The organism is Anoxybacillus sp. B2M1 (genome assembly GCF_001634265.1).
In the GTDB taxonomy this organism is placed as follows: domain Bacteria; phylum Bacillota; class Bacilli; order Bacillales; family Anoxybacillaceae; genus Anoxybacteroides; species Anoxybacteroides rupiense.
The window spans coordinates 3,287,163-3,306,691 of the sequence record NZ_CP015435.1 but is presented as its reverse complement, the minus strand read 5'-3'; the positions used below and the strand labels follow the sequence as shown (position 1 = coordinate 3,306,691).

At 44.0% G+C, this 19,529-nt stretch carries 18 protein-coding genes and 1 riboswitch; of the genes, 7 read left to right on the top strand and 11 right to left on the bottom strand.

Annotated elements, in window-relative coordinates; genetic code table 11:
• Positions 1-53: 53 nt before the first annotated feature.
• Both GFC28_RS16115 and GFC28_RS16110 read left to right on the top strand, forming a co-directional pair.
• The gene (locus GFC28_RS16115) at positions 54-587 is read left to right on the top strand and encodes a gamma carbonic anhydrase (protein WP_044745866.1); all 534 of its coding nucleotides are present in this window, start codon (positions 54-56) and stop codon (positions 585-587) included.
• A gap of 127 nt (positions 588-714) precedes the next feature.
• A complete protein-coding gene (locus GFC28_RS16110) occupies positions 715-1,566 on the top strand; it encodes a C39 family peptidase (protein ID WP_044745865.1) in 852 nt (283 codons plus the stop codon).
• On the opposite strand, the gene asnB is transcribed toward GFC28_RS16110, so the two are convergent.
• Entirely contained in the window at positions 1,563-3,461 is a 1,899-nt protein-coding gene (gene asnB, locus GFC28_RS16105; RefSeq protein ID WP_044745864.1) for an asparagine synthase (glutamine-hydrolyzing), read from the bottom strand. The two genes, GFC28_RS16110 and asnB, sit on opposite strands and share 4 nt — an antisense overlap.
• A gap of 185 nt (positions 3,462-3,646) precedes the next feature.
• A complete protein-coding gene (gene metK, locus GFC28_RS16100; protein WP_044745863.1) occupies positions 3,647-4,855 on the bottom strand; it encodes a methionine adenosyltransferase in 1,209 nt (402 codons plus the stop codon).
• Positions 4,856-5,017: 162 nt separating this feature from the next.
• Positions 5,018-5,133, bottom strand: a riboswitch (SAM riboswitch).
• 220 nt (positions 5,134-5,353) lie between these two features.
• Here metK and pckA point away from each other — a divergent pair.
• Positions 5,354-6,940 (top strand): phosphoenolpyruvate carboxykinase (ATP), encoded by a 1,587-nt coding sequence (gene pckA / locus GFC28_RS16095; protein WP_044745862.1) that lies wholly within the window; start codon positions 5,354-5,356, stop codon positions 6,938-6,940.
• Between the two features lie 211 nt (positions 6,941-7,151).
• Here pckA and GFC28_RS16090 read toward each other — a convergent pair whose 3' ends face one another.
• From GFC28_RS16090 to GFC28_RS16070, 4 genes are all read right to left on the bottom strand, one after another.
• A complete protein-coding gene (locus GFC28_RS16090; RefSeq protein WP_044745861.1) occupies positions 7,152-9,767 on the bottom strand; it encodes a DUF2309 domain-containing protein in 2,616 nt (871 codons plus the stop codon).
• A complete protein-coding gene (locus GFC28_RS16085; protein WP_052661019.1) occupies positions 9,760-11,256 on the bottom strand; it encodes an NADH dehydrogenase subunit 5 in 1,497 nt (498 codons plus the stop codon). Before GFC28_RS16085 ends, GFC28_RS16090 begins: the two co-directional genes overlap by 8 nt.
• A 506-nt stretch (positions 11,257-11,762) precedes the next feature.
• Positions 11,763-12,005 carry a DUF2584 domain-containing protein gene (locus GFC28_RS16075; RefSeq protein WP_044745859.1) on the bottom strand — a complete coding sequence of 81 codons (243 nt, stop codon included), beginning with the start codon at positions 12,003-12,005 and terminating at the stop codon, positions 11,763-11,765.
• A gap of 41 nt (positions 12,006-12,046) precedes the next feature.
• Positions 12,047-12,835, bottom strand: a complete 789-nt coding sequence (locus GFC28_RS16070) for an alpha/beta hydrolase family protein (protein ID WP_044745858.1) — start codon at positions 12,833-12,835, stop codon at positions 12,047-12,049.
• A 94-nt stretch (positions 12,836-12,929) separates the two neighbouring features.
• Here GFC28_RS16070 and GFC28_RS16065 point away from each other — a divergent pair, with 94 nt between their 5' ends.
• From GFC28_RS16065 to GFC28_RS16055, 3 genes are read left to right on the top strand one after another with little or no spacing between them, the layout of a single operon-like run.
• Entirely contained in the window at positions 12,930-13,934 is a 1,005-nt protein-coding gene (locus GFC28_RS16065; RefSeq protein WP_044745857.1) for an ABC transporter substrate-binding protein, read from the top strand.
• Between the two features lie 18 nt (positions 13,935-13,952).
• Positions 13,953-14,726 (top strand): ABC transporter ATP-binding protein, encoded by a 774-nt coding sequence (locus GFC28_RS16060; RefSeq protein WP_044745856.1) that lies wholly within the window; start codon positions 13,953-13,955, stop codon positions 14,724-14,726.
• Positions 14,710-15,519 (top strand): ABC transporter permease, encoded by an 810-nt coding sequence (locus GFC28_RS16055; protein WP_044745855.1) that lies wholly within the window; start codon positions 14,710-14,712, stop codon positions 15,517-15,519. The genes GFC28_RS16060 and GFC28_RS16055 overlap by 17 nt, the downstream gene beginning before the upstream one ends.
• Positions 15,520-15,529: 10 nt before the next feature.
• Here GFC28_RS16055 and ytkD read toward each other — a convergent pair whose 3' ends face one another.
• The 5 genes from ytkD to GFC28_RS16030 all read right to left on the bottom strand — a co-directional run bounded on the left by ytkD (position 15,530) and on the right by GFC28_RS16030 (position 18,780).
• Positions 15,530-15,991 (bottom strand): RNA deprotection pyrophosphohydrolase, encoded by a 462-nt coding sequence (gene ytkD / locus GFC28_RS16050; protein WP_044745854.1) that lies wholly within the window; start codon positions 15,989-15,991, stop codon positions 15,530-15,532.
• Positions 15,992-16,503: 512 nt separating this feature from the next.
• The gene (locus tag GFC28_RS16045) at positions 16,504-16,869 is read right to left on the bottom strand and encodes a Na-translocating system protein MpsC family protein (protein WP_044745853.1); all 366 of its coding nucleotides are present in this window, start codon (positions 16,867-16,869) and stop codon (positions 16,504-16,506) included.
• Positions 16,870-17,127: 258 nt separating this feature from the next.
• A complete protein-coding gene (locus GFC28_RS16040) occupies positions 17,128-17,448 on the bottom strand; it encodes a hypothetical protein (protein ID WP_044745852.1) in 321 nt (106 codons plus the stop codon).
• A 62-nt stretch (positions 17,449-17,510) separates the two neighbouring features.
• Complete coding sequence (locus GFC28_RS16035) at positions 17,511-17,930, bottom strand: phage holin family protein (protein ID WP_044745851.1); 420 nt, start codon at positions 17,928-17,930, stop codon at positions 17,511-17,513.
• Positions 17,931-18,342: 412 nt separating this feature from the next.
• Positions 18,343-18,780 carry a Dps family protein gene (locus tag GFC28_RS16030; protein WP_044745850.1) on the bottom strand — a complete coding sequence of 146 codons (438 nt, stop codon included), beginning with the start codon at positions 18,778-18,780 and terminating at the stop codon, positions 18,343-18,345.
• Positions 18,781-19,348: 568 nt separating this feature from the next.
• On the opposite strand from GFC28_RS16030, the gene ytzI reads away from it, so the two are divergent.
• Complete coding sequence (gene ytzI / locus GFC28_RS19030; RefSeq protein ID WP_080862028.1) at positions 19,349-19,519, top strand: YtzI protein; 171 nt, start codon at positions 19,349-19,351, stop codon at positions 19,517-19,519.
• Positions 19,520-19,529 lie beyond the last annotated feature (10 nt).

Here is a 19,529-nt window from a genome sequence, read left to right as displayed (position 1 = left end):
GTTTGTACACTTATAGTAAATACATACCTTCATCAGAAGAAAGGAAGAAGTCCATGATTTATCCGTATAAAGATAAGCATCCACAAATTGCAGAATCAGCGTTTATCGCCGATTATGTAACGATTACCGGCGATGTGATCATCGGTGAAGAAACAAGCATCTGGTTTAATACGGTCATCCGAGGCGATGTCGCTCCGACAAAAATCGGCAATCGCGTCAATATTCAAGATAACTCGATTTTGCATCAAAGTCCAAATAATCCGCTCATTATTGAAGATGACGTCACCGTCGGACATCAAGTCATTTTGCATAGCGCGATCATTCGTAAAAATGCGTTAATTGGCATGGGCTCTATTATTTTGGATGGAGCCGAAATTGGTGAAGGGGCATTTATCGGTGCAGGCAGCCTTGTCCCGCAAGGCAAAAAAATTCCGCCGCGAACGTTGGCGTTTGGGCGTCCTGCTAAAGTGATTCGCGAGCTGACAGAAGAGGATGAAAAAGAAATGAGCCGCATCCGCCGCGAATATGTGGAAAAAGGCCAATACTACAAATCGCTGCAGCTTCGCGCGAAAGAATCTTCTGACTGATAGGGATGATTCACTATTTTCAAAAGACCCGATCATCATCTTTTCGCTTCGCTTAAAAATTCTCCTTTTTTTCACTGAGAATATGATATGATAGGGTATGAATTTTGAAAACAAGGGAGAAAACAGCATGTCGTCTAGTCTTATTTTATTGCTTGCGCTCATCGTTCTTTTACTTGGAGCCATTACGATTTATTTGCTAAGAACGGGCTGGAAAATGATTGTTGTCGCCTTTTGCCTGGCCATGCTAGCATTGGTGATGCTTCGTCAGCATGAATTTAAAGCGGCGATTAATCGTTGGAAACAACTGGATTTCATGAAAGAGGAAGCGAGCTTGCGCCGGGTCGTTTCCACGTTTATTGAAGAGGACATCAAACCTTTCGTTTTGCTCGATGCCCCGCTGATCTCTCAGCTTCCTGAGCTGCCGCGCGGCTGTGAAGTCACTAGTCTCGCCATGCTTCTGCAAGACGCTGGAGTGAAAGTCGACAAGATCACCTTGGCAAAGCAAGTAAAAAAGGACCCGACTCCGTTTCAACGGCGAAATGGCAAAGTATACTTTGGAAATCCGCATGATGGATTTGTCGGCGATATGTATTCTCTAACTACTCCGGGACTGGGGGTATATCACGAACCAATTGAACAGCTTGCCAAGAAATATTTGCCGCATCGAATTGTCAATTTAACCGGCAGCGATTTTAGCGAGCTGCAAAAATATCTTTCTCAAGGCTCGCCCATTTGGATCATTACAAACAGCACATTCAAAAAGCTCCCAGCCTCCGCCTTCCGCGAGTGGGATACTCCAAGCGGCCCTATTCAAATCACCTACTACGAGCATTCTGTTGTGATTACTGGATATGATAAGGACTATATTTATTTTAACGACCCGCTGAAAAAGACAAAAAATCAAAAAGCACCCAAAGCCGAGTTTTTAGATGCTTGGGTGCAAATGGGAAGACAAGCAATCACTTATCAATCGGATTAGATTGATAATGGTTGTTTGTCTTTTTTATATAAATAGGAAAAATCATACTTTTTTTCAACATAAACCTGATGCCAAATTAAAAAGGCAAACACAGTCCAAAGCTTTCGGCTATTGTCTGCTTTTCCTGCACAGTGCTCATCAAGAAGACGATACAGCTGATTTTTATGGAATAAATAATCCGTATCGCTTTCTTTAATTAAATTTTTCGCCCAATCATGCATTTCATTTTTCAACCAATGGCGAATCGGAACTGGGAACCCAAGTTTTTTACGGTGTAAAACGTGGTCAGGAACAATACCTTCTGCTGCTTTTCGCAAAATATACTTCGTTGTCTGCTGCGCCGTTTTCCATTCAGGAGCGATTTTGGCTGCTACCGCAAACACCGCTTTATCTAAAAATGGAACACGCAGCTCCAGCGAATGCGCCATTGTCATTTTATCCGCTTTTAATAAAATGTCTCCGCGAAGCCATGTATGGATATCGACATACTGCATCCGATTGACAGGCGGATAATCCGGCGTTTCCTGATAAAGAGAAGCCGTAATATTCGTATACTCCAGTCCACTACGATAACTTTTCAGCAAGCTTTGCTTTTCTGCTTCACTGTACATTTTCGCATTGCCGATATATCGTTCCTCCATCGGTGTTAAACCGCGTTCAATAAAGCTTTTCCCTTTTACTCCATCAGGAAGAATGCGGGCAATCATTCGCAATGCTGACTTCGCCGCCTGAGGCATTCGTTCAAAAACCTCCAGCGATTGCGGCTCACGGTAAATATTGTAGCCGCCAAATAACTCGTCAGCCCCTTCTCCTGAAAGGACAACGGTTACGTGCTTTCTTGCCTCGCGAGCAACGAAATAAAGCGGAACAGCCGCCGGATCAGCAAGCGGATCGTCCATATGCCACATAATTTTTGGGAGTTCATCCATATATTCTTGAGGAGAGATGACATAGCTAATATTTTCGACTCCCAGTTTTTCCGCCGTTTCCTTCGCTACGTCAATCTCGCTGAATCCTTCACGCTCAAAGCCAACAGAAAACGTCTTAATGTCAGGATGAAATTGCTTGGCAATCGAAGCAATAAGCGATGAATCAATTCCTCCTGATAAAAATGATCCGACAGGCACATCGCTGCGCATATGCACCTTCACCGAATCAAATAATACTTCGCGAATTTCTTTTACAAGCTCATCTTCAGATTGAACAACGGGCTGAAAGTTCGCTTTCCAGTAGCGATGGATCGTCAATGGTTCACCAATTTTCTTTTGGATATAGTGGCCAGGCTCCAGCTTGCGGATTCCAGCAGACATCGTCATCGGTTCAGGGACATATTGAAATGTTAAGTAGTGCTGCAATGCTTCATAGTCAAGTAAATCATTTTCTATCGCATGCAAAATGCTTTTTTTCTCCGATGCAAAAAAGGTGCGGTCTTCCTCTTCCATATAGAAGAATGGCTTGATTCCAAAAGGATCCCGAGCGGCAAAAACCGATTTTTCTTCCTTGTCCCAAATGACAAAGGCAAACATGCCGCGCAGCTTTTCGACCGCTTTTTCTTTTTCATGGCTATATAAAGCAATAATGACTTCTGTATCGGAGTGGGTCGCAAATGGATATCCTTTTTGCAATAATTCATCACGCAGTTCAATATAGTTGTAAATTTCACCATTAAAAATAATCCAATATTTTTCGTTTTCATACGATAACGGCTGATGACCAGCTTCTAAATCGATAATGCTGAGACGTCTAAAGCCGAAATGAACATGTTCATCAAAAAAATATCCATCATCGTCAGGACCGCGATGAGTAATCATGTCATTCATTTCTTCAAACGTTTTTTTCCATTGTTCATCAAGTGTTTTTGGATGATCATGGACACAACCTATAAAACCGCACATGCCGTTTCACCTACTTCTTTATATTCAACTCGAAAATTATACCACAGATTTGGACATTTGGAACGTTACATTTATTTTAACCATTGATTACAATAAATTAGTCGAACCTTATCAACATTCGTTGCAAATCAAACAGAAAAGAGAAAGAGAGCTACATATTCATGTAACTCTCTTTTGATGCCTTATCACTTCGCCAATGCAAGAGCCTGCTCTTTTAACGCTTCCGCTTTGTCTGTGCGCTCCCATGGAAGATCCACATCCGCGCGGCCAAAGTGACCATAGGCCGCCGTTTGTTTGTAAATCGGACGGCGCAAATCAAGCATTTTAATAATGCCAGCAGGACGAAGATCAAAGTTATTGCGCACCACTTCAATTAAAATGTCTTCAGATACCTTTCCTGTGCCAAATGTATCAATGGCGATGGACACTGGTTTTGCCACGCCGATTGCATAGGCTAGCTGCACTTCGCATTTTTCAGCAAGGCCAGCAGCGACAATATTTTTAGCCACATAACGCGCAGCATAGGCTGCCGAACGGTCAACCTTTGTCGGATCTTTTCCTGAAAACGCACCACCGCCGTGGCGAGCATAGCCTCCATATGTGTCAACAATGATTTTACGGCCTGTTAATCCAGCGTCTCCCTGTGGACCGCCGATCACAAAACGACCTGTTGGATTGATAAAGTATTTTGTATTTTCGTCGATTAATTCCGCTGGAACAACTGGTTGAATCACATGTTCTTTAATATTGCGCACGATTTGCTCCTGCGTAATTTCTGGATGATGCTGTGTCGAAACAACAATCGTGTCGATGCGTACCGGCTTGCCATTTTCATCGTATTCCACTGTTACTTGCGTTTTGCCATCTGGACGCAAATACGGCAAAATATCTTCTTTGCGCACTTCTGAGAGACGGCGAGCTAATTTGTGCGCCAGCGAAATCGGCAGAGGCATAAGCTCTTTTGTTTCATTGCAAGCAAATCCAAACATCAATCCTTGGTCGCCCGCGCCAATCGCTTCGATTTCTTCGTCAGTCATCTGACCTTCACGCGCCTCTAATGCCTGGTCAACACCCATGGCAATATCAGGTGATTGCTCGTCGATCGATGTCAATACTGCGCATGTATCAGCATCAAAGCCAAATTTCGCACGAGTATAACCAATTTCGCGAACCGTATCGCGAACGATTTTCGGAATATCCACATAGGTGGATGTCGTAATTTCTCCGCTCACTAATACAAGACCCGTTGTTACGCTTGTTTCGCATGCTACGCGGGCATTTGGATCTTTTGCTAAAATCGCATCTAAAATCGCGTCGGAAATTTGGTCGCAAATTTTATCAGGATGGCCTTCTGTAACAGATTCAGAAGTGAATAAACGGCGTTTGGCTGACATTCGTTGTTTTCCTCCTCTTATGTTCATGTTTAAGAGACGCCGCCTTTTGCGCCTCTGATCACTGAAAAATTGATACGGCACTCATTCCCCCGCTTATATAAACGAAAAAACCTTTCCTTCGATATCGAGGAAAGGTGATTTGCTTTCATATCGCGCCTTTCACTCTTATCGTTCAAGGGCTATGCCTTGCCACAGGTTAGCACCATTTCACATGTATAATTGTTGTGACGGTTGCTGGGTTTCATTGGGCCTGTCCCTCCACCAACTCGGGATAAGAGTAACCGTTCAATATGTTATCATAGCTTAATCAACAAAAAAAAGTCAACATGATTCGGCAAAATTTTTTCATGTTGCACAGGGTAATTTTCTCCATATGTATTTGCAACAAAATAGACAAAAAATAAACGTGAAAAATTACGTTAAATAGTATGGACTAATTATTTAAATGTGTTATACTAATTTCAGGTTTATAACTTTACAAAAAGGTAGGTTTTGTAGATGAGCATTGTTGATGTTACCAATAAGTTGAATATACTGCTCCAACGGCAAAACATACAGCAAAATTTGTCTGTTTCTCAACTAGTAGAAAAAGTTCTTGAGCGCAAAGAAGGAATGTTGACAGCGACTGGCGCGGTTGCCACTACAACTGGAAAATATACGGGACGTTCACCAAAAGATAAATATATTGTAGCGGAAGCCTTCACAAAAGAAAAAATCGATTGGGGCACAGTTAATCAACCGATTTCCGAAGAAGTCTTTGATCAATTATATCATAAAGTCATCGACTATTTAATGCAAAAAGATGAGATATTCGTATTCAAAGGCTTCGCTGGAGCTGATCCGGCCTATCGCCTGCCTATTCAGGTTATCAATGAATTTGCTTGGCACAATTTATTCGCACATCAGCTTTTTATCCGTCCGACACAGGAAGAGCTGGAAACACACGATGCACAGTTCACAGTCATTTCCGCACCAAACTTCAAAGCGGATCCAGCTGTTGATGGAACAAAATCAGAAACGTTTATTATCATTTCGTTTGAACGCCGCATCGTGCTCATTGGCGGTACTGAATATGCGGGAGAAATTAAAAAATCCATTTTCTCTGTGATGAATTTCCTTCTTCCAGAGCAAAACATTTTACCAATGCACTGCTCGGCAAACGTCGGTCCAGAAGGAGATGTCGCACTATTTTTCGGATTATCAGGAACCGGAAAAACGACGCTTTCTGCCGATCCGAAGCGCCGTTTAATTGGAGACGATGAACATGGCTGGTCCAATAGCGGAGTGTTTAACATTGAGGGCGGCTGCTATGCAAAATGCATCAATCTTTCACGTGAAAAAGAGCCGCAAATCTTTGATGCGATCCGCTTTGGCGCTGTACTGGAAAACGTCGTTCTAGATGAAAACACACGCATTCCTGACTACGACAACGCAACGTTGACCGAAAATACGCGCGCAGCGTATCCGATTCAATCGATCGACAATATTGTTGATCCAAGCGTCGCTGGCCATCCGGCAACTATCGTGTTCTTGACAGCTGACGCATTCGGCGTTTTACCGCCAATCAGCAAGCTTACAAAAGAACAAGCGATGTATCATTTCTTGAGCGGCTATACAAGCAAATTGGCTGGCACAGAACGCGGCATTACGTCACCGCAAGCAACGTTCTCGACTTGCTTTGGAGCTCCGTTCCTACCGCTTCCAGCAACACGTTATGCAGAAATGCTCGGCAAAAAAATCGACGAGCATCAAGTACAAGTGTTTTTAGTGAATACAGGCTGGACCGGTGGGGAATACGGAGTCGGCAGCCGCATGAAACTGCAATATACGCGAGCAATGGTGCAAGCAGCCCTTGAAGGCGAGCTGAACAACGTCGAAACGGTACAAGATCCAATTTTTGGTTTGCAAATTCCGGCGCATGTTCCTGGAGTGCCTGATGAAGTATTGCTTCCAAAAAATACGTGGGCTGATCAAGAAGCATACGAGCAAAAAGCAAAAGATCTTGCCGCAAAATTCCGCGAAAACTTCAAAAAATTTACGAATGTCGATCCAAGCATTGAAAAGCTTGGCGGACCAATTGCTTAATATTTAGGGGGTATCTTCCGTCGTGTAGATCCCCCCTTTTTTTTGTACATGTAGCAACCCTAAAACTAGCATAAACCTCTCCCACCTCCACTTCGTTAAGAGGGAGAAGACTCTCGGTACATGTGTTAAAATTCCTCTTCACCCATTTTGGTCCTGATGATATGGAAAGCCGCTTACCAATAACTTGGACCAAGCGGCTTTTCCATATCTTTTAAAATAGGGAGCGTCCCCACGACACCCATTCCCCGCTATCGGGATCAATCGATGCGAGACGGAGCCAGCCGTTTTTCACTTTTTGAGAAAAAGGCAAGTGCTCGGTGAGCAAACGCTCAATATAGTAACGCGGCGCTTCAATGACAACAAGCAATCGAAGCGGCGAATGAAATAACTCCTGATCCGAAGCGGCTACGGACTGCCAAGGCAGCCCAGTAAGCAAATCGCTGGCGTTGCCTTGCATCACTCCAATCCCGGAAGTGACCGTCTGCGTCGTTTTGCTGCCGCTTCCGTAATAGTGAGGGGCAACGGTCGATGCGTAATATTGCAAATTAATCCATTGTCCTACTGTAGCCGGTCCGCTGATAATGCCCGAGAGAAGCTCACCAGTAGGATCTTGTCGCCAATCGTAGCTGTGTAAAAATACTCTTCCATCGAGATGGCAATGCTTTGTTCGGCTACGGCTGCCAATTACAAACGCGGCATTTCCCGCAAGCCCCCATTCCGGGCGAATTTCACTCCAGTCAACAGCCCGACGCTGTACCTCCGCTACCGCATCATTCGGTCTTTTTCCAATGCATGGCAATTTTGCGCACCGCTCCTCATTTGTTTTCCGGCTTACTTTAGGAAGCACGCTTTCTACTAAGTGGAACGCCTGCTGTGCTGATTCTGATAACACCGGAATGTCAATCCAGCGAAGTTCATCGATCGTTGTCACATGCTCTGCAGCCACAAATACGGTTTCATCTGGAATGACGATACCGCGTTGCGCAAGTCCCTCGCGTACTTCTGGCAAATTGCCAAGAGCGGCAAACACTCGGGCATTAAATGCTCCCGCTGCTCCGCCACATGCGCCGCAATCGAGCGAAGAAGCATACGGATTATTCACTGTTGCGCTTTCATGGCCACATACGATCACCAATGGCGCAAACGATGAAGTCAGTCCTATACTGTGAAGCAGCTGCTGAACGTATTGAATCTTCTCCTCCTTTGAAAATCCGATGGGCAGATCTGATGTTTCTGATCTCTCTTGCCGCTCGAGCACCAGCGCTGTTGACGGCTTTTTCTCCATCGTCTCTTCTAGCTTTCGGAACAAATGACCTGCCTTCTTAGGAGCGGCGCTGCGCATAAGAGTATGCAATCCAAGCCAAGATCCGCTCATTTCGGGCAATAATAAACTCGCTAGCAAATTTTGCTTCACTTTCTTAAATATTTGTCCGGCAAACCGGAACATATTGCGACGGCGTCGATAATCCGTCACGCTTTCCGGTACAGCAGCCACTTCGCAAATCTCCTGCTGCGGTTGGACGATGGCCGGACATGATGGATGAGTATGATGGCTATCCAGTTCGCGCGTCTTGATCGGAATGCCAAAAAATCCAGCACATCCATACGTTTCAAATGGTCCAGCTTCTTCAAGATGACGGCGAAACACTTCTGAACGAACGTCAATGCAAAAAAGAAACTGAGCAGCAGGTTTCTGCTCATCTGCAGAACAAGAAGATCGAATCGTTGTCTTTAACTGTTCTTCATACGTTTCTTCCCATGCCTCAAGCCAAAGGCGGTATCGCTCCAAGCGCCAAAAGCGGTCGGCAAACGCTAGGCGGGCGCATTGTTCCTCCGCTTTCAGTTGCTGCCATTTAGCTGCTGTCATACCTCCCCAATGTAGCCACGCAGCCAATAGCTGACGCCAATCATCAGCAACATCATCGTCCATGCTAGGATCCAATGGCAAATCCGGAGCCATCAATGCCCATTCTAGCGAAAGACGAATGGCCAAATAATCGACGAGTAAGGCGGTATCTTGACCCGCTTGTTTAGAACGCCAGAGCAACATGCCAGCCCATCCCGGCAAAGCCAGAAGGTGGGCTTCAAGATAGTTGACCGCTGTCTCTTCATCTACGTTCAATTCAGACAAGACGCGCTGCAACGCCAGCTCTGGAGCATTCGGCCAGTCAAAAAGCCGTTGTCGTTCATCTTTCGTCAACGCCGGATCATGCCCGACCAGCTGGCGCCAGGCGCCAAACAATCCAAGCTCTCGAAATGGCAGCTCCCACGCCGCCTGTCCTTCATCTAAAAACAATTTGCACCATTTTATCATTTGCTGATCAAGACGTTGTTTTTGCTTGCTATTATGCACACTTAACGGCTGAATAACCGCGTTCCGCCAAGAAGTAGCTGTCGGCAACTGATTCCATTCAGAGGAAGCCAACCATTCCGCTGGTACCTCATCATTCCAAAGAAAGGCGCGGCATAATCGTTCTGCTTCATGGCGAGGCACTGAAAGATTCTGTCCATCAAGCCAGCGATGCAGCTTTCTCTCCAAAAATGAGAGATCAATTTCGCCTTTTTCAAGCGCTGCACGAAAGGATGCCATCGTCGGATATAGATGGATGCCAGGCATGCGTTGAAATCGTTCGGCCACTTCTGAAAATGGTAAATGTTCAAGTTCCATCCACGGATGACGGGCAATGAAAGTAGAGATAGGCCAAAGCGGAGCAATGACTTCGCTTGCCTTCTCGACTATCTTAGCGATTGGGCGCTCTATGCCAGACACCGCTTTTCGTGTTGCCTGCTTGCGGGGACGTTCAAGCGAAATGGCCTGTTTACTCATCACGAGCTCCCTCCTTCACATAAATGCTCAAATAGTGCGGGTGTGGTTCAACAGTTGATAGACGCGGCTCTCCAAAATGAACAAGCCACATATAGAATCGGACAAACAATAGAGATGAACGATGCCGAACAATCCAGAAAGCAACGATAGCAGCAGAAGCAAACAATACAAATGCCAGCCATTCGAGCGCAGACGGCGGTGCGCTTCCAGATGGTAACGCAGCTTGCACAAACTCCGTCAAGAAATGTCTTACTTCTTCAGAAGCTAATGCTAGCATGACCACCGTCACCAACCCAAGCCAGCGCCCTTCACGAAAATCGGCAAGACGTCCCCAGGCTATCATCATCGATGCTCCAAGAAGCAATGCGCTGAAAAGCCGAGTCGGCTCTGAAGGAGAAGCAATCCAAAACGCCATCCCCACTGCTAATCCTATTAAAGCACCTCCCCACCAGGATCCGCCTCCTTTCACACGCACAATGCGTTCAGGACGCGGTACAACAGATCCTGATTGCAAGAACAATGTCGCTTTGAACAATCCATGTAAAATCAGATGAACCACAGCTGCCCCGTAAGCGCCTAAAGCACATTGAACGAACATCACTCCCATTTGCGCCATCGTTGAAGCGACTAACTGCCTCTTATAATCGACGTGGACAAAGCTAATACCTGTACCGAGCAAAATAGATAGAAAGGCGATGATAAATAGCGCCTCATGCGCCGCTGGCATGTTAAATAGTGGGGAAAAGCGCGCCAACAGCAGGCCGCCAGCATTAACGAGTCCTGCATGCATCACCGCTGATACAGGAGTCGGAGTCACTGCAGATTCAAGCAACCAGCGATGAAACGGCCATTGTCCCGCCGGAATCAGCGCAGCCAATAGCAATAATCCGTTCATTGCTATTCTTCCCCAAAAGCTTATCTCTGCCAATTGATCCGCTAATAAAGCGGCCGACATGCTCCATTTCCCCGTCACAGTCCATATCCATACAGCCAACACCGCCACTGCCAGCCAACTTGCCAAAAACATGATTCCCATTTGCATCGCAGCCGCGCGTGACGGCGCCCATTCCCTTTTTAACCATGTCAACGCGGCAAGACCAACGAATGGCAGTCCCCAACAAATGGCCATTACGCGCAAATCATTGCTGCTCCATATGACCGATGCCGCTCCAGCAGTCCATGTTAACAGCCAAAAATAATGCCGGTATGCGCGATCGCCATGCAAATAGCGCAGCGAAAACGTTTGAATGATCCAACTGAGTAAAGAAATATAGAAGGCCATAAGCCAACTAATTCCATCGAATCTCCATGCTCCAACTTCCGTCCCTGATCCCGCTCCGATCCATCCGATAAGCGCCGCGGCCGCCGGCAGCAGCAATAAACGGGTATGGATGTATACGTAACGCTCCGGAATACGCGAATATAGACATAGGGCACCGCTGACAAATACGATTCCTACTGAAATAAACCAACTCCATATAAATAACAATCCGTTTCCCCCTCTCCTTCTCCTCCGTGCATGGTGCTTATTGATGACATTGGAAAGAAAAGAAAAAACCGGCTATGCCATTGGACAGAGGCGCCTTTTTTCGCAAAAGGCTGCCCTTCTGTCTATCAATGAATCATAGCCGGTTTATCTTCATTCCATCTATGCGATTTCCAGATCGTAGAAGATCTCCCGTCCCTGCTTTTCCATGGTTGGGTTTCCTCCAACAAGCCGAGGTGAACGCCACCCTGCTTTTTGAAGAACTCCCTGCATGGAAGAATATACAAATATTATGATATTTACTATAAAAAAGTTATTATTATTATACAACAATTTTGTCAACTTTGCATCCTTTATTTTTTATATGACTCATGATCGTAATAAATACAACGAAAAGATGCAAGCCAAGCGCTTATCAACAAAAACGATTTTGCTCCGAGGCAAAATCGTTTTTGATCCATTCGCGATTTCATTGGGAGGCAGAGGGCTCCAGATCCATCTAGAAAATGCTAGTTGATCGAATGAAGCGAGATGAGTTCATATGTGATAATCGTTCGGTTATTCGCCAGTTCTAGCTTTTTAACTACTGCTTGTCCGCTTGCTTCGCTTTGCAACGTCCGCTTTACTTCAAGGGGGATATCGATTGGATAAAGGCGGTATCCTTCCTTTTCAAGCACAAACAAATTATCTTCAATTCGCTGTTCTTTTCCCTTTGTCACAATCAATGTTTGCAATTCTAATGGCATCCCCATTTATATCTACATCCTTTCCTCTTCGTTCTTTATTTATAGTATCATGACCGCCCCTGCTGTTTCATCCATTCCGCTAAACGATGAACCGTTTCCCGATTGTCCTTTGGCGGAAAATAATGTGTGAAGTCAGGGAAATACCAAGTCGTCACAGGCTTTTCTAGTTCTTTTAGCCGCTTTTCAAGCCGATAAGCATGTTCTATCGAGACGTTGTGATCTTTTTCGCCATGAATAATCAGCACAGGCGCTTTGATGCGATCAATGCTATAAAGCGGTGTTCGCCAACGATAGCGCTCCGGATATTTTGTCGGCGTTCCGCCAATGACCCGCTTCATCATTTTTCGCAAGTCAAGCCGTTCCCAATACGTCAACATCACATCGGAAACTCCTCCCCAAACAACAACTGAACAAACTTGATTTTCTAAGATAGCTGTATGGAGCGCCATAGCTCCTCCGCGAGAAAAACCGAACACATGAATGCGTCTGCTATCTACCTGCGGGAGGTTTTGTAACACCCGAAAAGCACTTAACGCATCGTAGCGATCTTCTCCAACAAAATCTTCATTTCCTTCCCCACCCTGATTGCCGCGATAAAAAGGAGCCATGACGACAAATCCCTCAGCTGCAAATTGCGTAATTCGGGAAAGACGCACCTTCCCAACATTTTTCATTCCGCCGCGAAGATAAAGGAAGCCATCATAAGTCCCTTTAGCTTTCGGTATCGCTAAAAATCCTTTTACCTGCAATCCTTGCGATAAATAGGTAATTAAGAATACATCGATATGCGGATTAGGTGATGGAAATCGCTGTTTCTCTATGATCTGTCCATCCATGTCTTTCTTCCTTTCCATAGGCATTCACACATTTTTTCCGACAGCATACGATAAGGTACATATTTAACATCTATTGCTAAGGAGGTTTATCACAATGAAAAAATGGCTGCGCACCGCGCTGATTTCATTTTTCACCATTGGCTTCGTCATCTCGGCAGCCTGCGAAAAGCAGGATCAGCCTTCTGTACAAAAAGTTCGCGTGGCAGAAGTCACCCGTTCCATTTTTTACGCTCCTCAATATGTTGCCATTTCTAAAGGATTTTTTAAGAAGGAAGGGCTTGATGTCGAATTATCAACCGCATGGGGCGGAGACAAAACGATGACATCCCTGCTCTCCGGCGGCTCGGATATTGCCTTAGTCGGTTCCGAAACATCGATCTATGTCTATAGCCAAGCAACGAAAGATCCTGTTATTAATTTTGCCCAATTAACTCAAACAGATGGGACGTTTCTCGTTGCTCGCAAAAAAATCGATCATTTCTCTTGGGATTCACTAAACGGAAGCACCTTTCTCGGTCAAAGAAAAGGCGGCATGCCGCAAATGGTCGGGGAATTTGTCCTCAAAAAACACGGAATTGATCCGAAACAAGACTTAAAGCTCATTCAAAATATTGATTTTGCCAATATTCCTAGTGCATTTGCCAGCGGTACAGGAGACTATGTTCAATTATTTGAGCCAACTGCCAGTATTTTTGAACAGGAAGGAAAAGGATACATTGTCGCTTCCTTTGGAACAGAATCCGGGCATGTTCCATATACCTCCTTCATGGCCAAACGAAGCTTTATCAAAAAGAATCAAGCAACGATCCAAAAGTTTACTCGCGCTCTTTATCAAGCGCAGCAATGGGTCGAAACCCATACCGCTGCGGAAATTGCAAAAGCCATCCAACCATACTTTAAAGATACAGATCTTTCCATTATCGAAAAAGTCGTCGACCGCTACAAAAAACAAGGCAGTTATGCAACTGACCCCGTTCTTGACGAAGAAGAATGGAACAACCTGCAAGCCATTATGAAAGAAGCAGGGGAATTGCCGCCACACTCAGACTATTCCGCGCTTGTCGACAACTCCTTTGCGAAAAAAACAATCGAAAAATAAGAACGGCAGGTGAACAAGATGAGTTTTTTAGTTGTTCATGACATCAGCCACACGTATTTTACCGAAAAAACAGCTACTACAGCCTTAGAGCATATATCCTTGTCCATCGATCAAGGAGAATTCGTTTCTTTTATTGGTCCTAGCGGCTGCGGAAAAACCACCTTGCTTTCTATCATTGCCTCTCTTATTCAGCCGACAGAAGGAACCGTCACGCTGGAAGGGAAAAAAATGCAGGCCATTCATCCAGCTGTCGGCTATATGCTGCAGCAGGACTATCTATTCCCTTGGAAAACAATCGAAGAAAATCTATTTCTCGGTTTAAAGATTATGGAGATTGATACCCCAGAAATGCGAGCCAGCGCTCTTTCATTGCTTGAACGCATGGATCTAAAGGGAACGGAAAAGCATTACCCGAATCAATTATCAGGAGGCATGCGCCAGCGAGCGGCTCTCGCCCGGACGTTGGCAACGGATCCGAAAATTTTGCTGCTTGATGAGCCATTTTCCGCTTTAGATTATCAAACCAAACTCAGATTAGAGGAACTCGTTTGGCAAACCTTGAAAGAATACAGCAAAACCGCCTTGCTTGTCACTCATGATATTGGTGAAGCCATTGCCATGAGCGATCGAATTTTCTTATTCGCAGCTAAACCCGGACGCCTTGTACGAACGTTCCTCGTACCTAGCGAGCTTCGGCAGTTGCCGCCATTTGCCGCCCGGCAGCATCCGTCCTTTTCCGAGCTGTTCCAATTTCTTTGGAAGGAGCTGGATTCACTTGAAACCACTTACTAATCACAAGCCATCCTTGCATGATCAGTATCTTGCATCGCTTCGAAAAGAGAAACGGTGGGTTCGTTTTTATCAGCTCATCATTTTCGTTGGTTTTTTCATGCTTTGGGAGGCTGCTAGCCGCTATCAATGGATTGATCCGCTTTTGTTCAGCTCCCCGTCAAAAATCTGGTCATTGTTGATGGAAAAGATAGAAGATGGATCGCTTTTTTCACACATTGGTGTTACCTTATTTGAAACCGTGCTTGGATTTATTCTTGGTACGCTTCTTGGCACATGCTTAGCCGCATTGCTTTGGTGGTTTCCGCGCTTTTCTAAAATCGCTGATCCGTATTTAGTCATTTTAAACGCCATGCCCAAAGTAGCGCTCGGTCCGATTTTAATCGTCGCATTTGGACCTAATTTTTCTTCGATTATCGCGATGGGAACCGTTATCTCTGTGATCATTACCACCATCGTCGTCTATACCTCGTTTCGCGAAGTGGACGCGAATTATATCAAGGTGCTCAAAACTTTCGGAGCCAGCCGTTTTCAATGCTTTAAAGAAGCCGTTCTGCCCGCTTCATTCCCAGCCATTATCTCCACTTTAAAAGTGAATGTCGGCTTATCTTGGGTTGGAGTGATCGTCGGTGAGTTCCTTGTTTCCAAGCAAGGGCTTGGGTACATGATTATTTATGGATTCCAAGTATTTAATTTCACCCTCGTTCTGCTAAGTCTGCTTATTATTGCTGTTTTAGCCACTTTGATGTACCAAATAGTGGCTTTAATCGAAAAATCGCTGATCAAAAACCGATAGAGACGTTCAATTACAGAGAACGTCTCTTTATTTCTTCAAGCGTATACATAAGCACATCGTCTTTCATAATAAAACTGAAGCGTTCATCCGTTCTTACATGCTCAGGCAGTTCCTTTAACAGAACTGGGCCATCTGTTTCCAAATAGGTGGACTGTGGCTGGAGCGCTTCAATTTCAGCAAAATAAATATTTTTAATCATCTCATTTCCAATTTTGTACTGCCCGATATATTCCAGCTGTTCGATGACTCCCCCGGTCTCTTCTCTCACTTCGCGAATCGCTGCTTGTTCAGGTGTTTCCTTTCCTTCCCTCTTTCCTCCAGGAAACTCTAAACCACGTTCACGATGATGGGTCAGCAACCACTGCTGGTGGTAACGGCAGACGACCCAAACATGATCTGGCGTTTTGGAAAACGGATGGTCAGCAAATGATAACTGCACTTGATTTCCATAATAGTCCCAAAAAACAAACATCCTTATCAAACTCCATTGTCATGATCTTTATTCCTATTATACTTCGCACTTTACTCGCAGTGCTAGTTAAGCTTAAGCGCTATATAATGTGTCGGCCAGCCAATAAAAGCCGATTGGCATCGCTTCATTCCTCGCTTTTCTGCCGTAGTCGCACACCGTTTGTTTGCCGACTGGAATGTTTCAGCATGCTTTTTTGAATTTACGGGCAAATGCGTTTGTTTCGAGGAGAAAAGCGGAAAAGCTTGTGTGTCATCCAATCATTCTGTGGTTTTTTATTAAAAACAATGGAGCATCAACACCTGTTTACTTGCTTATACCAAGAAGCCACTTGGCATGTCCAGCTTCAAGTGGCATTTATATTATAGAAACCTCAAACATTCGCCGTACTAACTTCTCGCAAAAATAAAGAGAGGCAGCCTGCAGCCGAAAAATCGACTGATTAGGCAGCCTTCTTCATAAGAAATACAAAAAACGATAAAGAAAATGAACAGAACTAGGTGAACTGCACCCCGTTATTTTTGAAATTCTTCTTCAAAGTTGTCGGCTAGCGAAAACACAATAATCCGTTCTCCTGTACGGGTGCTTATATCTGTATGAACACTCATTACTTGTTTTCCTGTCATCGTTACGATGATCTCTCTTAGCTGCTCGCTGCCTGATTCAATTAAATCTGAGCGAATTCTTTTAACGGCTAACAGCCCTTCTTTTGTCTCTGCCAATTTTTGTTCAGCAGGTGTTAAAAGTCCGCGCATTTGCACAATAATCATATTGCGGATAATATCCGTTTTAACGGATATGGGGCCCCTCCCCAAATACTCTTTCTCCCATTGCGTCAGAGCCCGGCTAATTTGATCTTCCATCTCTCCTTTAGATTTCATTCGTATTTCTCCCCCTTCGAAACAAAAACGGCATGCTCCACTATAAAAAGTGAAACATACCGATCCATCTCGGTTCACATCACATCACTTAATCCATTCGTTCGCTTCTTCCTTTTGCTCGTCTCCTTCACAAAAGCGCGAAAGCTGTCCATGTCATTTAGTTATCAAGTCCTTGTCTCAATTTATTTTTTATTATAGCGAATCGATTTGGACTGTCAAGAAAAACAAAGGTATGACATGAAGCGCAGCAGCCCATCCTTATTCTTGAACCCATCCCATTGAGCGAATATGCTGCCTTGCTTCTTCATTTCCTAATTTATAAATAAGCTGATAAATTTTTTTCATCGTATCATCGTATGCATCGTTTTCGCGATCATAATGATACTGTATATATGGAACATGCGCTCTCCAAAACGCCTGCCAATCAGAGGAATAGTTTTGGTCAAAATATTCCCTTAATTGAATAATTTCTTCGTCCGTTGCCTCGATTTGAAAATCCCATGGAGACGCTGTCTTTACTTGAGAGATTTCACCGTGAGCAATCGACACATAATACGTTTTTTTATTTTGCTCTTTCACACCCTTCAACTCCTTTACAATCTGTCCTATTCGTAGTGTGGATGAACAAATAAAAATTATGCTTATTTAGCCCGATCTTTTAATAATTCAATTGCTTTTATCAGAAAGCCCGGAATAGGTAATCCTGTCCTTCCTACATTTTCAACAATTGAAATGACTTCATTCGCCATATAAAAGAAGGTCGTTGCATCACGAATAAAATGATTGTTCTGTCCTAAGGCAAGATCGATTAGATGTGCCACTGCTACTAATACAAAAATCAATAATTTCCGCACAATCCCCCGAAAACCGATCTCGCTTGACAGCTTTCCTTCAAGAGCCCCTGCAACAATACCAGTTATATAGTCAATCACGACGAAGCAAACTAAAATCACCACTAATATGTCCAATCCTCCAAATACAGATGAAACAAATGAACCAATGAGCGAAATTCCGAAAAAAAATGAATGTTTGACCACGGTTTCCCGCCTTTCATGTTTCATAGGTCAAAAGTGTTGATTCAACAATATCACATCTGTTGATGATCTATGATTTCATGCAAGAAATGCGGAAGAGCTAGACCGAAAAGAAGTCTTTCTTCCTTATTTCCTGAATCAAGGAGACAAAGGGGGGATCTTTTCCGTACTACCCCCTGTTAAAAAGGAACAGGCATAGAACATAATCATCAACACGCCTAATGGAGGGATCATGGACAGGCAGATAGCTTTTCTGATGCCACAATCGATTGATCCAAAATACGAAAATGGCTGAAAAGCCTCGTTATGTGGTAAAGTGATAAAACCATCGATGATCAACACGTAGTTACTCTATTTTATGAAAATAGAAAAAAAGAGTGTAAACAACTGCCCAAACAGCAAAAAAGATCGCTCCCGATATGGAAGCGATCTTTTTTGCTTATTTGCCAAGAAACGATTTTAACATCCACACGTGCTTTTCAAGGCTTTGGTGGATTCCTAAAAGCATATCTCCCGTTGTTTCATCCCCTACCTCATCAGCTAGCTGCATTCCATCTTTTAGCTCTTGAATCATCGTCTCAAAGTCGCTGACAAGCGCGCCAACCATCTCTTCAGCTGTTTCATTGCCTTTTGCTTCTTTAACAGACGCACTTTCGAGACACTCTTTCATTGTAGCGACAGGCGCTCCTCCTAGCGCAAGCAGCCGCTCTGCTAACTCGTCAATATGGAGGGCTGCTTCATTGTATAATTCTTCGAATTTTGTATGCAATGTAAAAAATTGCTGTCCTTTGACAAACCAATGATAATTATGGAGTTTGATGTATAATACACTCCAATTGGCAATCTGTTTATTGACAATGTCCGTTAGATTTTTCATCTCGATCCTCTCCTTCACCATATTTTTTACAAAATAAACTTACATTTCTAATTATAACCGATTTCATGCCCATCTTGCAAAAAACGGAAAAATTCTTCTCTCTTTTCAATTATAAATACAAGGTGGACGATCCATTATTTTAATCTATTTACCCGCAAAGCATTCGTTGCTCAAGAAGAATATGCTCAAACTTACTCCCATTGGTTTTGTTCGATCATCCACCTACTTAACTACCATTGCTTCACTCCTTTTACTTGTGCCATATAAGATAGAAACGAACATATGTATAAATCCGATCAGAAAGTAAATGGGTCGATTGTTTTTGCGGCATGCTGGTGCATGGGAACACCGTCGCTTTCAACCCCAGGCATCACGCTTCAAAGCAGTTCGTTTTTTGCCTCTTTATCTTATGTCACTATTTCCATTTAAATGGATACAATCTTATTCGTTCCCTTTCTCAGCGCTTATGATGAACCGCTCCCATCTACATTCCGTTAAGAGATGGGAGACTTCTCGGTGGAGTATGTTAAAATAAAGAGAGGAATCAAACATAGAAAGTGGGGAGCCAATGTTTACAATCCTTATCATTTCCATCATCATTATTTTAGTCGTTCTTATTCTGGCTGTCGCCACCACATCAAAAGCCTATCAATACAAGCATACCGTCGATCCTATTGATAACAATCCGCATTTACCAGAACACAAGCAGAAAGAAAAAAACGAAGGCGGCCATGTTTAAATGGCCGCCT

What these genes read in the sequence shown, in the direction of transcription:
- GFC28_RS16070 (WP_044745858.1), bottom strand. Translation starts at nt 12,835, where the DNA reads ATGGATGGACAGATCATAGAGAAACAGCGATTTCCATCACCTAATCCG.
- GFC28_RS16030 (WP_044745850.1), bottom strand. Translation starts at nt 18,780, where the DNA reads ATGAAAAATCTAACGGACATTGTCAATAAACAGATTGCCAATTGGAGT.
- ytzI (WP_080862028.1), top strand. Translation starts at nt 19,349, where the DNA reads ATGTTTACAATCCTTATCATTTCCATCATCATTATTTTAGTCGTTCTT.
- metK (WP_044745863.1), bottom strand. Translation starts at nt 4,855, where the DNA reads ATGTCAGCCAAACGCCGTTTATTCACTTCTGAATCTGTTACAGAAGGC.
- GFC28_RS16060 (WP_044745856.1), top strand. Translation starts at nt 13,953, where the DNA reads ATGAGTTTTTTAGTTGTTCATGACATCAGCCACACGTATTTTACCGAA.
- GFC28_RS16035 (WP_044745851.1), bottom strand. Translation starts at nt 17,930, where the DNA reads ATGAAACATGAAAGGCGGGAAACCGTGGTCAAACATTCATTTTTTTTC.
- GFC28_RS16065 (WP_044745857.1), top strand. Translation starts at nt 12,930, where the DNA reads ATGAAAAAATGGCTGCGCACCGCGCTGATTTCATTTTTCACCATTGGC.
- pckA (WP_044745862.1), top strand. Translation starts at nt 5,354, where the DNA reads ATGAGCATTGTTGATGTTACCAATAAGTTGAATATACTGCTCCAACGG.
- GFC28_RS16090 (WP_044745861.1), bottom strand. Translation starts at nt 9,767, where the DNA reads ATGAGTAAACAGGCCATTTCGCTTGAACGTCCCCGCAAGCAGGCAACA.
- ytkD (WP_044745854.1), bottom strand. Translation starts at nt 15,991, where the DNA reads ATGTTTGTTTTTTGGGACTATTATGGAAATCAAGTGCAGTTATCATTT.
- asnB (WP_044745864.1), bottom strand. Translation starts at nt 3,461, where the DNA reads ATGTGCGGTTTTATAGGTTGTGTCCATGATCATCCAAAAACACTTGAT.
- GFC28_RS16075 (WP_044745859.1), bottom strand. Translation starts at nt 12,005, where the DNA reads ATGGGGATGCCATTAGAATTGCAAACATTGATTGTGACAAAGGGAAAA.
- GFC28_RS16115 (WP_044745866.1), top strand. Translation starts at nt 54, where the DNA reads ATGATTTATCCGTATAAAGATAAGCATCCACAAATTGCAGAATCAGCG.
- GFC28_RS16110 (WP_044745865.1), top strand. Translation starts at nt 715, where the DNA reads ATGTCGTCTAGTCTTATTTTATTGCTTGCGCTCATCGTTCTTTTACTT.
- GFC28_RS16045 (WP_044745853.1), bottom strand. Translation starts at nt 16,869, where the DNA reads ATGAAATCTAAAGGAGAGATGGAAGATCAAATTAGCCGGGCTCTGACG.